A 13,541-nucleotide genomic window follows, 5' to 3' on the forward strand; every position below is an offset into this window, starting at 1 on the left:
GCCCCGGGACAGCACAGCGCCGGGCGTACCCGACGTGTCGGGTCCGCCCGGCGCGGCCGGTGGTCGGTGGCCGCCTCAGGACTTCTTGGTGCTGCCGCTGCCGGCGGTCTTGGCGGCGTCCGCCGCGGGGGCGTTGGCCGCGTCCTCGGCCTTCGCGTCCGCGGGCTCGTCCTTCGCCGACTCCGCGGGCTCCGCGGACTTCTCCGACTCCGCGGGCTTCTCGTCGGCGCCGGGCTTCGTCGCGTCAGCATCGGCGGTGGCACCGGCGTCGTCGTTGACGCTCTCAGCGCCCTTGGCTCCGTCCGCGTCCTTGGCGTCCTTGGCGCCTTCGCCGCCCTCGTCCGCGCCCTCACCCTCGGCGAGCTGCGCCCCCGGTTCGACGACCGCTTCCCGGCCGGGTGCCTTCTTGGCGGAGATCACCAGGTAGGCGACGGCCAGAACGAAGACGATCAGCGCGGTCCAGACGTTGAGCCGCAGGCCCAGGATGTGGTGCGCCTCGTCGACCCGCATGTACTCGATCCAGGCGCGTCCGGTGCAGTAGGCGGCGACGTACAGCGCGAAGGCCCGCCCGTGGCCGAGCCGGAAGCGCTTGTCGGCCCAGATCACCAGCGCTGCCACGCCGAGGCACCACAGGCTCTCGTAGAGGAAGGTCGGGTGGTAGGTGCCGCCGATCCGTCCGATCGCCGGGTCGGAGCTGATCTGCAGCGCCCACGGGACATCGGTCGGCTTGCCGTACAGCTCCTGGTTGAACCAGTTGCCCCAGCGGCCGATCGCCTGCCCGATGGCCAGACCGGGCGCCAGTGCGTCGGCGTACGCGGGCAGCGGAATGCCCCGCCGGCGGCAGCCGATCCAGGCGCCCACGGCACCGAGCGCGACCGCGCCCCAGATGCCGAGGCCGCCCTCCCACACCTTGAAGGCGTCGAGCGGGTGGCCGTTCGGGCCGAAGTACGGCTCGTACGTCGTGATGACGTGGTAGAGGCGGCCGCCGACCAGCCCGAAGGGCACGGCCCACACGGCGATGTCGGCGACGGTGCCGGAGCGGCCACCGCGCTGTACCCAGCGCTTGTTGCCGAGCCAGACGCCGACGAAGACGCCGATGATGATGCAGAATGCGTAGCCGCGCAGCGGGATCGGGCCGAGATGCACGACGCCGACCGACGGGCTGGGAATGAATGCGAGGTCCATGGCAAGGTCGACGCTACCGCGCCGGGCCGGGTCGGCGACAACCCGCCCGGCAACGGCTGCGTAACGACCCCGTTGTCGTGCGATGACACTGTGTGTCCGGGAGAGGACCGCGGCGCCCCCGTGGCGGAGCCCGTCGGGACCGCCAGGACTGCCAGGACCGTAAGGGGGCTTCCCCCGAGTCCCCCCAGGACCCCGGCGAAGTCCCCTGGTCCGCCGGTCCCCTGGTCCGCCGGTCCCCTGAGCCGCCGGTCCCCCAGGGCCCCGAGTCCCCTAGGTCCCCGGCGTGGCGCTCATGCCGTGCTGCTTCCCCTGGGGCGAAGCGCTCCGGGCGGCGTGTTCTCCCCGGGGCGGGGTGCTCCGGTGGGCCTGTTTCCCCCGGGTCGAGGTGGTCGGGTGCGGCGAGGCGCCGGAGTGGGGCGAAGCCCCGGCGTGCGGCGAGGCGCTTTTCCCCGGCTGCTTGCCCTTGTTCGCGTCCTGCACCATCTTCTTCAGGTCCGCGGGGGTGACGCGGCCGCCCTTCTCCTTCGAGAGGTCCTTTCCGTTGAGCAGGACGGTCGGGGTGCCGCGGAATCCGGACTTGGCGAAGGCGTCGGTGGACTTCTGCACGAAGCGGTCGTACCTGCCGTCGTTGACGCACCGGGTGAAGGCGGGGGTCACCAGTCCCTTGACCTTGCCGGCGAGTTGGAGGACGTACTGCTTGTCGGAGAACTTGTCCTCCTCCTCGGGCGGCTGGTGGGAGTAGAGGACGTCGTGGTACTCGCGGAACTTCCCCGCGTCCTGGGCGCAGAGGGCGGCGTTGGCGGCGTTGAGGGACCCCTTGCCGCCGGCGTTCCCGTCGATGATCGTCACGAGGTGGTACTCGTTCTTGAGCTGGCCTGAGTCCTGCAACTCGTGGATGGCCGGGCGGAAGCCGGTCTCGAACTGCTGGCAGGCGGGGCAGCGGAAGTCCTCCCACACCGTGAGTGTGGAGGGGGCGTGGGCAGCGCCGACGGGGATGGCGGGGCTGCTGCCGCCGCCGACCTGCCTCGGGCGGGCGGTTTCGTTGCCGGAACCGCTCTTGCCGCTGCCGGCCGAGGTCACCCAGAGGGCGATGCCGCCGGCGACCACCAGCGCCACCGCCACCGCTCCGGCGGCGATGGCCTGCCGGCCGCGCCGGGCGCGCGCCTTCTCCTTTTCCCGCTGTTCCTGCAGCCGCTCGCGGGCGGTTCTCTTACCCTCATGGTTCTTCTGGTTCACGTGGTTCACGCCCCTGGACAACGAAGCGGAGGGGTGCCGCCGCACCCCTCCGCACCGATGTTCGCCCTATCGAGGGACAGCGCGCCGGTCCTCCCGTCCCTGGGGGACCGGCGGCGCGCCCCCTAGGCCCGCTGTCGCACGCCCTCGGCCAGCTCGGCCGCCAGGGCGCGGATCCCGGCGAGACCCTCCGCCAGATCGCCGTCCGCCGCCAGCAGCCGCTTGACGAACGCCGAGCCGACGATCACACCGTCCGCGAACCGGGCCACCTCGGCGGCCTGTTCGGGGTTGGAGACGCCCAGGCCGACGCAGACCGGCAGGGCGGTGGTCGCCTTGGTGCGCCGTACGAGGTCCTGCGCCTGCGCGCCCACCGACTCACGGGTGCCCGTGACGCCCATCAGCGAGGCGGCGTAGACGAAGCCGGAACCCGCGGCCGTGATCTCGGCCAGTCGCGCGTCCTTGCTGCTGGGAGCGACGACGAAGACGGTGGCGAGGCCGTGCTTGTCGGCGTGCTCCCGCCAGGTCGCGGACTCCTGGACCGGCAGGTCGGGCAGGATGCAGCCGGCGCCGCCCGCCTCGGCGAGCTCGGCGGTGAACCGCTCGATGCCGTAGCGGTCGATCGGGTTCCAGTAGGTCATGACGAGGACGGGCTTGCCGGTGGCCTCGTGTGCCTCGCGCACCGTCCGCATCACGTCCGCGATCTTCACGCCGCCGCGCAGCGCGATGTCGTCGGCGGTCTGGATGACGGGGCCGTCCAGGACCGGGTCGCTGTGCGGCAGCCCGACCTCCACGACGTCCGCGCCGCCGTCGAAGACGGCCTTGGCCGCCTCGATGCCGCCGTCGACGGTCGGGAACCCGGCCGGCAGGTAGGCGATGAGGGCGGAGCGGCCCTCTGCCTTGGCGGCGGCGAGGGTATCGCTCAACAGCTTGATGTTCCCGCTCACTTGACGTCCCCCTCGATCTCCGCGTCGGCGGCGGCGTTGTCCGCCTCGACGGCGGCGTCCGTGTCGTACAGGTCGAAGTAGCGGGCGGCGGTGTCCATGTCCTTGTCGCCGCGCCCGGACAGGTTGACGACGATCAGGCCGTCCGTACCGAGCTCCTTGCCGAGGTCCAGGGCGCCGGCCAGCGCGTGGGCGCTCTCGATGGCCGGGATGATGCCCTCGGTCTGCGAGAGCAGGCGCAGCGCCTGCATCGCGGCGTCGTCGGTGACGGCACGGTACTCACCGCGGCCGCTGTCCTTGAGGTAGGCGTGCTCGGGCCCGATGCCCGGGTAGTCGAGGCCGGCCGAGATGGAGTACGGCTCGGTGATCTGGCCCTCCTCGTCCTGGAGGACGTAGCTCCGGGAGCCGTGCAGGATGCCCGGTTCACCGGCGCTCAGGGTCGCCGCGTGCTCGCCGGTCTCGATGCCGTGACCGGCCGGCTCGCAGCCGACGAGCCGTACGCCGGCGTCCGGGAGGAAGGCGTGGAAGAGGCCGATGGCGTTGGAGCCGCCGCCGACGCAGGCGACGGCCGCGTCCGGCAGGCGGCCCGCGCGCTCCAGGATCTGGCGGCGCGCCTCGACGCCGATGACGCGGTGGAAGTCGCGCACCATCGCCGGGAAGGGGTGCGGTCCCGCGACGGTCCCGAACAGGTAGTGGGTGTGGTCGACGTTGGCCACCCAGTCGCGGAAGGCCTCGTTGATGGCGTCCTTGAGGGTGCGGCTGCCGGACTTCACGGCGATGACCTCGGCACCGAGCATCCGCATCCGGGCGACGTTGAGGGCCTGCCGCTGGGTGTCGATCTCGCCCATGTAGATGGTGCATTCGAGACCGAAGAGGGCGCAGGCGGTGGCGGTGGCGACACCGTGCTGGCCGGCGCCGGTCTCGGCGATGACCCGGGTCTTGCCCATCCGCTTGGTGAGCAGCGCCTGGCCCAGCACGTTGTTGATCTTGTGCGAGCCGGTGTGGTTGAGGTCCTCGCGCTTGAGGAACACCCGGGCCCCGCCGGCGTGTTCGGCGAAGCGCGGCACCTCGGTGAGCGCGCTGGGACGCCCGGTGTAGTTGACCATCAGGTCGTTGAGCTCGGCGGCGAACGCGGGGTCCGCCTTGGCCTTCTCGTACTCGGCGGCGACCTCGTCGACCGCGGCGACCAGCGCCTCGGGGATGAACTTGCCGCCGAAGGCGCCGAAATAGCCTTCGGCGCTGGGGACGCGCCCCTCGGGGTCGGGAAGGAAGAAATCGGAGGACATCAGACGCACTCCTCGGCCGGGGCGGGCTGCCCCGGAGGTCCGGTTGTGTCGGAGATATTCGGGATTCGGGATTCGGGCAGACGGCGTCGTGGGGGCTGGTCGCGGAACCTGGAACCGGTCGCGGTGAGACCCGGTCGTGGAACCCGTGGCCGGAGCGGACGGCGCAACTCCCCACGGTGACGGTCTCCCGTGGGGTCCGGCCGGCAGGCCCGTGGGGCGCCGGTCGAGGGTCGTGAGACCCGGCCGTGGAACCCAGCCGCAGACCCGTGGAACCCGGCCGCGGCGTTCCCCCGCCCCCTCCCCCCTCTCCCCCTTCGGGGGAGGGGGCGGGGGTGGGTTCGGGGGTGGGGGGGAGCAAGCGGTCAGACGACCGCCGCACCCACCCGCACCCCGGCGCCCGGGCGGGGCCGACGCGTCAGCGCGCGGGCCCCGGTCGCCATCGCCTGCCGTTGATCTGTCCCGGCTCGGATCCGATGTGATACCTGACCCTGCGCCCGTGGACCCGTCGTGCGGGCGCCCGGCAGCCGCGGTGCCACGGCGGCAGCGCGCAGCGCTGCGGCTCGGGGTGGTGGGCGGCGGGCGGGAAGCCGCGGACCAGCGCCGGGCGCGGGAGGTGGGTGGCCCCCGCCGCGGCGCGCGCGCCGGCCGGCCCCGGGTACGGAACCCGGGCCCGGCAGCTGAGCCTCACGGCAGTGGCGGTCATGTCGGTGTGTGCCGTTCCCCGGCGCTCAGGACCGGCCGTGCCGGATCGCCGGGTGGGAGCCCGCGGCGACCAGGTCGGCGACCGCGGTCCTGGGGTCCTTGCCGGTCACCAGCGACTCGCCGACCAGCACCGCGTCCGCGCCGTCATTGGCGTATGCGATCAGGTCGTGCGGTCCGCGCACCCCGGACTCGGCGATCTTGACGATGTGGTCGGGGATCTCGGGGGCGACCCGGGCGAAGTTGCCGCGGTCGACCTCGAGGGTCTTCAGGTTGCGGGCGTTGACACCGATGATCTTGGCACCGGCGTCCACCGCACGGGCGACCTCTTCCTCGTCGTGCACCTCGACCAGCGGCGTCAGCCCGATCGACTCGGCCCGCTCGATCAGCGAGACCAGGGCCTCCTGCTCCAGCGCGGAGACGATCAGCAGCGCGAGGTCGGCGCCGTAGGCACGGGCCTCCCACAGCTGGTAGGCGGTGACGATGAAGTCCTTGCGCAGCACGGGGATGTCGACCTTGGCGCGGACGGCCTCCAGGTCGGCCAGCGAACCGCCGAACTTGCGCTGCTCGGTCAGGACGGAGATGACCGCCGCGCCGCCCGCCTCGTAGTCGGCGGCCAGTCCGGCCGGGTCGGCGATCGCGGCTAGCGCGCCCTTGGACGGGCTGGAGCGCTTGACCTCGCAGATCACCGTGACGCTCTCGCCCTTGAGCGCGGCGACGCCGTCCTTGGCCGGGCGCGCCTTCTGGGCCCGCTCCTTGAGCTCGTCGAGGCCGACGCGCGCCTGCCGCTCTGCGAGGTCGGCACGGACGCCGTCGATGATCTCGTCGAGCACACTCACGCGAGCGGCCTCCTTCTTGAGCGGTGGAGGTGGACAGTGGCCGCCGGGACGAGCTGCCCCATCCGGCACTCCGATGGTATCCGCCAAAGGATCCAGGTCTCACATCCGGTGGACCGTGATCCCACGACCCGGACATCCGGGCACCCCGCGCGGGCGGGCGCGGCCGGCCCGCGCGGCCTGCGGATCACGGGGCCAGCCCGCTGCCGAAGGGGAGATTGCGGACGACCGTGAAGACCAGCAGCAGAGCGCCCAGCGCCCACCAGTGGACGGCTCGCGGCCGCGGGCCCGGCGTACGGCGTCCGCGCGCCGCACGGCCCAGCCAGCGGGCCCAGAGGACCGCACAGGCGGCGTACCCGGCCACCGCGAGGGCGTTGGCGCCCAGTGCTGCCACGAGATCGCCGTGGGCGACGGCATGGGCGCTGCGCAGCCCGCCGCAGGCCGGGCAGAAGAGGCCGGTGAGGTGCAGCAGCGGGCACACCGGGTAGTGCCCGGGCTCGTTCGGGTCGACGACGCCGAGGCAGGCGAAGGCGGCGGTGGCGGCGGCCAGGACGCCCAGGGGCGTTGCCAGACGGCGGGGCAGCCCGCCGGGGAGTCGGGCTTCGGGCCGGGGCCGCGCCGCGGGTTCGCTCACGTGCCGATTGTGCGGCCATGCGCGCGAAGGCGCAGCTTCTCGGCCGCCGTACGGAAGGGGCACGGACGGCTGGTACGGCACCTGGGGTGCGTACGGACCGGGAAGCGGCGCCTTCGAGGGGTGCCACGAGGGTGGCGCCGGGTCGCGGCGCCACGGGAGCGGAGGGCTCGGCCCTCCTGCGGCCGGCTCAGCCCTCCTGCGGCTGCGCCTGCGCCTGGGTGCGCGGCTTGGCCGAGCGCTTGGGCTCCTGGCCCAGGCCGGCCGCGCGCATCAGACCGCCCGCCAGGGCGCCGAGGCCGATCAGCACGATGCCGGCCCAGAAGCCGGGCACGTTCCCCAGCACGATGAAGGCTCCGGAGACACAGAAGCCGATGAACGAGATGATGACGCCGGTCCAGGCGGCGGGGGTGTGTCCGTGGCCACTGCTCGACATGAATGCTCCTCGTTGCTCTCTCGCGCCGGGGTCGGGGCGCGGTGATCCTCAGCGCCCATTGTCACCGATGCCGGGTGGAGCACCGTTACCGGGTGGGGTCCTCACCGCGGTCCAGGGACTTCCAGATCTCCTCGGGGCGGTCCAGATCCGGCGCGGGCGACGTCCGCCGCGGGCCGCGGCCGCCCCCCGGCGTGCGCTCGTAGCGGCCCGACATGGCAGGCCAGTGGCGCCCGCAGACCAGTGCCAGCAGCCCGGCGAGCAGCAGCAGCAGACCGCCGGCGGCGGCCACCCACGGCCATCCGGTGTGCGTGACGTGATGCACACCGGCGTCGGTCAGTCCGACCGCGGTGGCGGCCTTCTCGCGCAGCGCCGAAGTGTCGGAGTTGCCCAGCACCGCGGCGACGGCGATGCCCACGCCGCTGAGCGTGAGCAGAACGGCGACCGCGATCCGGCCGGCCTTGCGCACCGCGAAGACGGCGACCAGCGCGGCCAGCCCGACGACGGCCAGCGCGCCGGGCACACCGGTCACATCGGCGCCGGTCACGCTGCGCGGCAGCTCGCCCTGGGCCAGCACCGCGGTGCCCTTGGCCCAGGTGCGGCCGGAGGCCAGCAGCGCCAGGGCGGCGCCGACCGCGCCGGCCGGCAGCGCCAGGGCGAGACTGCGCTTGGCACGGGACGCGGACCTGGCCGGCGGGGGCCCGGGCGTGACCGAGGGCGGGGTCTCGGCAGGGGTCTGGGGTACGGCACTCACGGGTACCACTATCGCGCACCGGCCGGCGGGGCCCGGCGCGCGGGGGTGGCACCTCAGGCGCGGGGGCTACCCGCCCAGGTGATTGGCCGTGTTCACGGCGCGCAGCACCGCGGCCGCCTTGTTGGGCACTCCGGGCACCCCGCGGCGAGGCGGGCCGGGGCAGGAGCCGTCGGTGGTCCCGCCCGGTGGACCACCAACGGCGGGCTACGCCCCCAGGTGATTGGCCGTGTTCACAGCGCGCAGCACGGCGGCCGCCTTGTTGCGGCACTCGGTGTCCTCGGCCACCGGGTCGGAGTCGGCGACGATCCCGGCGCCCGCCTGGACGTAGGCGGTGCCGTCCCGCAGCAGGGCGGTACGGATCGCGATGGCGGTGTCGGAGTCGCCGGCGAAGTCGAGGTAGCCGACGCAGCCGCCGTACAGACCGCGCCGGGTCGGCTCCAGCTCCTCGATGATCTGCAGGGCGCGCGGCTTGGGGGCGCCGGAGAGCGTGCCGGCGGGGAAGCAGGCGGTGAGCACGTCGAAGGCGCTGCGGCCCTCGGCCACCTGCCCGGTGACCGTCGAGACGATGTGCATCACATGGCTGTAGCGCTCGACGGACATGAAGTCGACGACCTCGACGCTGCCCGGTTCGCACACCCGGCCCAGGTCGTTGCGGCCCAGGTCGACCAGCATCAGGTGCTCGGCGCGTTCCTTGGGGTCGGCCAGCAGCTCGTCGGCGAGGGCCTGGTCCTCCTGGACGGTCGCGCCGCGCGGACGGGTGCCGGCGATGGGGTGGACCATGGCCCGGCCGTCCTCGACCTTCACCAGCGCCTCGGGGCTGGAGCCGACGACGTCGAAGCCGTTCCGCACACCGTCCTCGCCCTCGAAGCGGAAGAGGTACATGTACGGGCTGGGGTTGGTGGCCCGCAGCACCCGGTAGACGTCCAGTGCGCTGGCCGAGCAGGGGGTTTCGAAGCGCTGGGAGGGCACGACCTGGAACGCCTCGCCGGCCCGGATGCGCTCCTTGATGTCCTCGACGGCCTCCCGGAAGGCGGCGTCGCCCCACTCGGCGGTGTACGGGGGGACCTCGGACGGCGGGAGGGCGGCGGCGCTGGGCGGCGCGGGCCGGGAGAGGTCGTCGGCCATGGCGTCGAGGCGGGCCACCGCGTCCGCGTAGGCCTCGTCGATACCGGTGTCGAGGTCGTTGTGGTTGATCGCGTTGGCGATCAGCAGGACCGTGCCGTTCCAGTGGTCGAGGACGGCGAGGTCGGAGGTGAGCAGCATGGTCAGCTCGGGCAGCTGCAGGTCGTCCTCGGTCTGCTCGCCGATCTTCTCCAGGCGGCGCACGATGTCGTAGCCGAGGTAGCCGACCATGCCGCCGGTGAACGGCGGCAGGCCCTCGCCCTCGATGAGGTCGCGGGGGGTGTGCAGCGCCTCGACGGTGGCGCGCAGCGCGGCGAGCGGGTCGCCGTCGGTGGGCACGCCGACCGGCGGGGTGCCGAGCCAGTGGGCCTGTCCGTCGCGGGTGGTGAGCGTGGCGGCGCTGCGGACGCCGATGAAGGAGTAGCGCGACCACGTACGGCCGTTCTCGGCGGACTCCAGGAGGAAGGTGCCGGGGCGTTCGGCGGCGAGTTTGCGGTAGAGGCCGACCGGGGTGTCGCCGTCCGCCAGCAGGCGCCGGGTGACGGGGATGACCCGCCGGTCCTTGGCGAGGGTGCGGAAGGTGTCGAGGTCCGGAGTGGCGGTGCCGGTGGTTCCCGTGGTCATGGCAGCGGAGCCTACTGGTCCTGACCGGCCTGGGGGGTCAGTACGTCCGCATCGAAGCAGGTCCTCTCGCCGGTGTGGCAGGCGGCGCCGACCTGGTCGACCCGGACCAGGACGGTGTCGGCGTCGCAGTCCAGTGCCACGGACTTGACGTGCTGGACGTGGCCGGAGGTGTCGCCCTTGACCCAGTACTCCTGGCGGCTGCGGGACCAGTACGTGCAGCGGCCGGTGGTGAGGGTGCGGTGCAGTGCCTCGTCGTCCATCCAGCCGAGCATCAGCACCTCGCCGGTGTCGTACTGCTGGGCGATGGCGGGGAACAGGCCGTCGGCGCCGCGCTTGAGGCGGGCGGCGATGGCGGGGTCCAGGGCGGGGGTGCTGTCCGGGGTGGCGGCGCGGCTGCTCATGGTGTCCATTGTGCCGTGCGGCATCCTGCAGGCATGCATCCTCAGCAGCCGCCCGCGCCGCCACCGCCGCCGGACCCGGACCGCGCCGCACGGGTGGCGGCGCGGGTGCTGGGGGCGGTGTTCGCGGCGGCGGTGGTGGTCGGCGTGGTGGTCGTGGCGGTGGTGTTCCGCTGGTGAGAGGGCGTCCCCCGGCCATGCGACCGCGGCGGGGACGGGCTCACACCCCCAGCTTCGCCGCCCGCAGCCGCTCGATGGCGTCCTTGTCGCCGTCCAGCTCCACATCGGCCGCGTCCTGCCGGCCGAAGGCGAACATCGTCAGCTCGCCCGGCTCGCCGACGACCGTGACCACCGGGGTGCCGCGATGGGCCACCGCCGTCCGCCCGTCCGGGCGCCGCAGCACCAGGCCCACCGGCGACTTCCGGCCCAGCACCCGGGCCATCCGCTCGATCCTGGACCACAGCGCGTCCGAGAACACGGGGTCCAGCTCCCGCGCGGTCCAGTCCGGCTGCGCCCGCCGTACGTCCTCGGCGTGGACATAGAACTCGACGGTGTTGGACGCCTCGTCGAGCGGCTTGAGCGCGAACGGCGACAGCCGTGGCGGCCCGGTCCTGATCAGCCGGATCAGCTCCTCGTACGGCTTGCCGGCGAACTCCGCCTGCACCCGCTCCAGCCGGGCGGCCAGCGGCTTGACGAGCAGCCCGCCGGCCGCGTCGGCGCGCCGCTCGCGCACCACCACATGCGCGGCCAGGTCCCGCGCGCTCCAGTTCTCGCACAGCGTCGCCGCCTCGGGGCCGGCGCTCTCCAACAGGTCGGCGAGAAGGAGCCGTTCACGCTTCGCATGGGTCGACATGCGGCCAGCCTACGACCGGCTGCGGCCCCCTGCCACGGGGCCGCGTCCGGCCCCGGCCGGACTCCCCCGCCCGGTGGGGCCGCGCCCGCTCAGGCCCCGCCCGCCTCCGGGTGGTCCATCAGGATGCGCTCCAGCTCCCGGGCGGCACGGACGGGCCGCTGAGCGGGCAAGAACGCTGAGCGGGCAGGAACGCCCTGTCAGACCGCGGCGGTCCCGATGAGCCCTTCCCGGGTGACGAGCGCGGCCAGCTCCGGCTCGCTCATCCCCGTGGTGCCGTCGGGCCGCCGGGGCAGGACCATGTAGCGGCTCTCCGCGCTGGAGTCCCAGACCTTGATCACGGTGTCGTCCGGCAGCTCCAGCCCGAACTCGGCCAGCACCGCGCGCGGTTCGCGCACCACCCGGGAGCGGTAGGCCTCGCTCTTGTACCAGGACGGCGACGGCCCCAGCAGCCCGACCGGGTAGCAGGAGCACAGGGTGCACACGAGGACGTGGTGGGTGGTGGCGGTGTTCTCGACGACCTTGAGCCGCTGCTCCTGGATGCCGCCCGCCATCGAGAGCCCCACCTCGGGCAGCGCCGCGTTCGCCTCGGCCAGCAGCCGCTCCCGGAACCCCTCGTCGCTCCAGGCCCGCGCGACGATCCGCGCCCCGTTGACCGGCGAGGCCCCTTCCAGCATCGCGGCGAGGGCCGCGTCCAGCTGTTCCTGCGCCACCACCCCGGCCTCGATCAGCCGCTCCTCCAGCAGCCTGACCCGCGCCGCCACCGGCACACTCGTGTGCTCGCCGCTCATGCCCCGTCCTTCCGCACCCGCTCGATGTACGACTCCCAGAGGTCGACGGTGACCTCGTGACCGCCCTCGCCCCACAGATCCGCCGCGGCGAAGGCCACGGTGTAGACGGGCTCCACGCGCGGCTCGGCAACGCCCGCCGCGCTCTCGTCGGCGAGCGCCCAGCGGCCCTGGCACTCGACGATCCGCCCCACGTGTCCGCGCACGTACCGCGGCACCCGGGTGTGCCCCACGGGGTCGACGGCGCGCACCCGCACCCGCTCCCCCGGCCGGAATTCAGCCCTCACCGAGCAGCCCCCGCTCGGCCAGCAGCGTCTCGATCGCCTGCAGCCACCGCTCGTAGTACGACGTCGCCAGATACTCCTGCGGGGCCATCCGCTCGACCACGTCCCGGAACTCGTCGAGCCGGTAGACCCCGTTCCGTACCAGTGCGGAGTTCAGCGCGAACACTCGCGCCTCCCAGTCGGCGTGGAACGGCGGCTCGTCCGCCTCGATCTCCAGCGGCCCGAACCCGGCCTGGCCACCCACATCGTTGACACGGCTCATGGGGCGAGCCTACGGGCGCAAGGCGGTCAGCGCACGGGGTGTCCGGCCTCCCGGAGGGCGTCCTTGACCTGGGAGATGCGCAGGTCCCCGAAGTGGAAGACGGAGGCGGCCAGGACCGCGTCGGCGCCGGCCGCGACGGCCGGGGAGAAGTCGTCCAGCTTGCCGGCGCCGCCGGAGGCGATCACCGGGACGGTGACGTGCTTGCGGACGGCCTCGATCATCTCGACGTCGTAGCCGTCCTTGGTGCCGTCGGCGTCCATGGAGTTGAGGAGGATTTCGCCGGCGCCCAGTTCGGCGGCGCGGTGCGCCCATTCCACGGCGTCGATGCCGGTGCCGCGGCGGCCGCCGTGGGTGGTGACCTCGTAGCCGGACGGCGTCCCCGCGTCGGTGCGGCGGGCGTCGACCGAGAGGACCAGGACCTGGCTGCCGAAGCGTTCGGCGATCTCGCGGATCACGTCGGGACAGGCGATGGCGGCGGTGTTGACGCCGACCTTGTCCGCGCCGGCCCGCAGCAGCTTGTCGACGTCCTTGGGGGTGCGGACGCCGCCGCCCACCGTGAGGGGGATGAAGACCTGCTCGGCGGTGCGGCGGACCACGTCGTAGGTGGTCTCGCGGTTGCCGGAGGAGGCGGTGATGTCGAGGAAGGTCAGCTCGTCGGCGCCCTCCTCGCCGTAGATCTTCGCCATCTCGACGGGATCGCCCGCGTCGCGCAGGTTCTGGAAGTTGACGCCCTTGACGACCCGGCCGTTGTCGACGTCCAGGCAAGGGATGACTCGGACCGCCAGGGTCATGTCGGTTCAGGCCTCTCTGACAGTTCTCGGAAAGCTTCCAGTTCCACTTCCACCAGGACGCGGGGGTCGACGAAGCCGGAGACCACGACCAGGCTCGAAGCGGGCGGCGCGGCCTCGAAGAGCTCCCGGTGGGCACGGCCGGCCGCGTCCACGTCGCGCAGGTGGGTGAGGTACACACGGGTGCGCAGGACCGCGTCGGCGCCGAGGCCGAAGGGTTTGAGCGCATCCAGCGCGTGGGTGAAGGCGGCCTTGGTCTGTTCGTACGGGTCGCCCTCGCCCACAAGGACGCCGTCGACCAGTGGCATCGTGCCGGCGACCAGGACCCGGTCGCCGGCCGCCACGGCGCGTGCGAAGCCGATCTTCTCTTCCCAGGGGTTGGGGGTCCGTACGCGCTCGATGGTCATCATGCGGCCTTTCGTTCGCC

At 73.3% G+C, this 13,541-nt stretch carries 18 protein-coding genes; 1 reads left to right on the forward strand and 17 read right to left on the reverse strand.

What is annotated here, in order from left to right; all coding sequences use genetic code 11:
- Nucleotides 1-75: 75 nt before the first annotated feature.
- The 11 genes from lgt to hisI form a co-directional block, all read right to left on the reverse strand.
- A complete protein-coding gene (gene lgt, locus CFW40_RS08430) occupies nucleotides 76-1,185 on the reverse strand; it encodes a prolipoprotein diacylglyceryl transferase (RefSeq protein ID WP_088797197.1) in 1,110 nt (369 codons plus the stop codon).
- 270 nt (nucleotides 1,186-1,455) lie between these two features.
- Entirely contained in the window at nucleotides 1,456-2,421 is a 966-nt protein-coding gene (locus CFW40_RS08435) for a thioredoxin domain-containing protein (protein WP_088797198.1), read from the reverse strand.
- A 122-nt stretch (nucleotides 2,422-2,543) separates the two neighbouring features.
- Nucleotides 2,544-3,362, reverse strand: coding sequence for a tryptophan synthase subunit alpha (gene trpA, locus CFW40_RS08440; RefSeq protein ID WP_088797199.1), 819 nt, complete (start codon nucleotides 3,360-3,362; stop codon nucleotides 2,544-2,546).
- The gene (trpB, locus tag CFW40_RS08445) at nucleotides 3,359-4,645 is read right to left on the reverse strand and encodes a tryptophan synthase subunit beta (protein WP_088797200.1); all 1,287 of its coding nucleotides are present in this window, start codon (nucleotides 4,643-4,645) and stop codon (nucleotides 3,359-3,361) included. Before trpB ends, trpA begins: the two co-directional genes overlap by 4 nt.
- Before the next feature lie 415 nt (nucleotides 4,646-5,060).
- The gene (trpM, locus tag CFW40_RS38880; RefSeq protein WP_371127146.1) at nucleotides 5,061-5,348 is read right to left on the reverse strand and encodes a tryptophan biosynthesis modulator TrpM; all 288 of its coding nucleotides are present in this window, start codon (nucleotides 5,346-5,348) and stop codon (nucleotides 5,061-5,063) included.
- Between the two features lie 25 nt (nucleotides 5,349-5,373).
- Nucleotides 5,374-6,183, reverse strand: a complete 810-nt coding sequence (gene trpC, locus CFW40_RS08455; RefSeq protein ID WP_088797201.1) for an indole-3-glycerol phosphate synthase TrpC — start codon at nucleotides 6,181-6,183, stop codon at nucleotides 5,374-5,376.
- A 184-nt stretch (nucleotides 6,184-6,367) separates the two neighbouring features.
- Nucleotides 6,368-6,814 carry a DUF2752 domain-containing protein gene (locus CFW40_RS08460; protein ID WP_088797202.1) on the reverse strand — a complete coding sequence of 149 codons (447 nt, stop codon included), beginning with the start codon at nucleotides 6,812-6,814 and terminating at the stop codon, nucleotides 6,368-6,370.
- Between the two features lie 187 nt (nucleotides 6,815-7,001).
- Entirely contained in the window at nucleotides 7,002-7,247 is a 246-nt protein-coding gene (locus CFW40_RS08465; RefSeq protein ID WP_088797203.1) for an HGxxPAAW family protein, read from the reverse strand.
- 85 nt (nucleotides 7,248-7,332) lie between these two features.
- Nucleotides 7,333-7,998, reverse strand: a complete 666-nt coding sequence (locus CFW40_RS08470; protein WP_088801979.1) for a TIGR02234 family membrane protein — start codon at nucleotides 7,996-7,998, stop codon at nucleotides 7,333-7,335.
- Nucleotides 7,999-8,202: 204 nt separating this feature from the next.
- Nucleotides 8,203-9,744 (reverse strand): anthranilate synthase component I, encoded by a 1,542-nt coding sequence (locus CFW40_RS08475; RefSeq protein ID WP_088797204.1) that lies wholly within the window; start codon nucleotides 9,742-9,744, stop codon nucleotides 8,203-8,205.
- An 11-nt stretch (nucleotides 9,745-9,755) separates the two neighbouring features.
- The gene (gene hisI, locus CFW40_RS08480) at nucleotides 9,756-10,154 is read right to left on the reverse strand and encodes a phosphoribosyl-AMP cyclohydrolase (protein ID WP_088797205.1); all 399 of its coding nucleotides are present in this window, start codon (nucleotides 10,152-10,154) and stop codon (nucleotides 9,756-9,758) included.
- A 24-nt stretch (nucleotides 10,155-10,178) separates the two neighbouring features.
- On the opposite strand from hisI, the gene CFW40_RS37005 reads away from it, so the two are divergent.
- Entirely contained in the window at nucleotides 10,179-10,322 is a 144-nt protein-coding gene (locus tag CFW40_RS37005; RefSeq protein WP_176956550.1) for a hypothetical protein, read from the forward strand.
- 40 nt (nucleotides 10,323-10,362) lie between these two features.
- On the opposite strand, the gene CFW40_RS08485 is transcribed toward CFW40_RS37005, so the two are convergent.
- From CFW40_RS08485 to CFW40_RS08510, 6 genes are all read right to left on the reverse strand, one after another.
- Nucleotides 10,363-10,995 (reverse strand): TIGR03085 family metal-binding protein, encoded by a 633-nt coding sequence (locus CFW40_RS08485; RefSeq protein ID WP_088797206.1) that lies wholly within the window; start codon nucleotides 10,993-10,995, stop codon nucleotides 10,363-10,365.
- 197 nt (nucleotides 10,996-11,192) lie between these two features.
- A complete protein-coding gene (locus CFW40_RS08490) occupies nucleotides 11,193-11,783 on the reverse strand; it encodes a nitrile hydratase subunit alpha (protein WP_088797207.1) in 591 nt (196 codons plus the stop codon).
- A complete protein-coding gene (locus CFW40_RS38885) occupies nucleotides 11,780-12,067 on the reverse strand; it encodes an SH3-like domain-containing protein (protein WP_088797208.1) in 288 nt (95 codons plus the stop codon). Before CFW40_RS38885 ends, CFW40_RS08490 begins: the two co-directional genes overlap by 4 nt.
- Nucleotides 12,057-12,326, reverse strand: a complete 270-nt coding sequence (locus tag CFW40_RS38890; protein ID WP_088797209.1) for an SH3-like domain-containing protein — start codon at nucleotides 12,324-12,326, stop codon at nucleotides 12,057-12,059. The genes CFW40_RS38885 and CFW40_RS38890 overlap by 11 nt, the downstream gene beginning before the upstream one ends.
- Nucleotides 12,327-12,352: 26 nt before the next feature.
- Nucleotides 12,353-13,117, reverse strand: coding sequence for an imidazole glycerol phosphate synthase subunit HisF (hisF, locus tag CFW40_RS08505; RefSeq protein WP_088797210.1), 765 nt, complete (start codon nucleotides 13,115-13,117; stop codon nucleotides 12,353-12,355).
- Nucleotides 13,114-13,521, reverse strand: a complete 408-nt coding sequence (locus CFW40_RS08510) for a Rid family hydrolase (protein WP_088801980.1) — start codon at nucleotides 13,519-13,521, stop codon at nucleotides 13,114-13,116. Before CFW40_RS08510 ends, hisF begins: the two co-directional genes overlap by 4 nt.
- Between the last annotated feature and the right edge of the window lie 20 nt (nucleotides 13,522-13,541).

The organism is Streptomyces sp. 2114.4, assembly GCF_900187385.1.
In the GTDB taxonomy this organism is placed as follows: Bacteria; Actinomycetota; Actinomycetes; order Streptomycetales; family Streptomycetaceae; genus Streptomyces; species Streptomyces mooreae.

Coding starts and splice junctions, on each gene's coding strand:
- hisF (WP_088797210.1), bottom strand. CDS start 13,117: ATGACCCTGGCGGTCCGAGTCATCCCTTGCCTGGACGTCGACAACGGC.
- lgt (WP_088797197.1), bottom strand. CDS start 1,185: ATGGACCTCGCATTCATTCCCAGCCCGTCGGTCGGCGTCGTGCATCTC.
- CFW40_RS38890 (WP_088797209.1), bottom strand. CDS start 12,326: ATGAGCCGTGTCAACGATGTGGGTGGCCAGGCCGGGTTCGGGCCGCTG.
- trpM (WP_371127146.1), bottom strand. CDS start 5,348: ATGACCGCCACTGCCGTGAGGCTCAGCTGCCGGGCCCGGGTTCCGTAC.
- CFW40_RS08490 (WP_088797207.1), bottom strand. CDS start 11,783: ATGAGCGGCGAGCACACGAGTGTGCCGGTGGCGGCGCGGGTCAGGCTG.
- CFW40_RS08485 (WP_088797206.1), bottom strand. CDS start 10,995: ATGTCGACCCATGCGAAGCGTGAACGGCTCCTTCTCGCCGACCTGTTG.
- hisI (WP_088797205.1), bottom strand. CDS start 10,154: ATGGACACCATGAGCAGCCGCGCCGCCACCCCGGACAGCACCCCCGCC.
- CFW40_RS37005 (WP_176956550.1), top strand. CDS start 10,179: ATGCATCCTCAGCAGCCGCCCGCGCCGCCACCGCCGCCGGACCCGGAC.
- CFW40_RS08510 (WP_088801980.1), bottom strand. CDS start 13,521: ATGACCATCGAGCGCGTACGGACCCCCAACCCCTGGGAAGAGAAGATC.
- trpB (WP_088797200.1), bottom strand. CDS start 4,645: ATGTCCTCCGATTTCTTCCTTCCCGACCCCGAGGGGCGCGTCCCCAGC.
- CFW40_RS08465 (WP_088797203.1), bottom strand. CDS start 7,247: ATGTCGAGCAGTGGCCACGGACACACCCCCGCCGCCTGGACCGGCGTC.
- CFW40_RS08475 (WP_088797204.1), bottom strand. CDS start 9,744: ATGACCACGGGAACCACCGGCACCGCCACTCCGGACCTCGACACCTTC.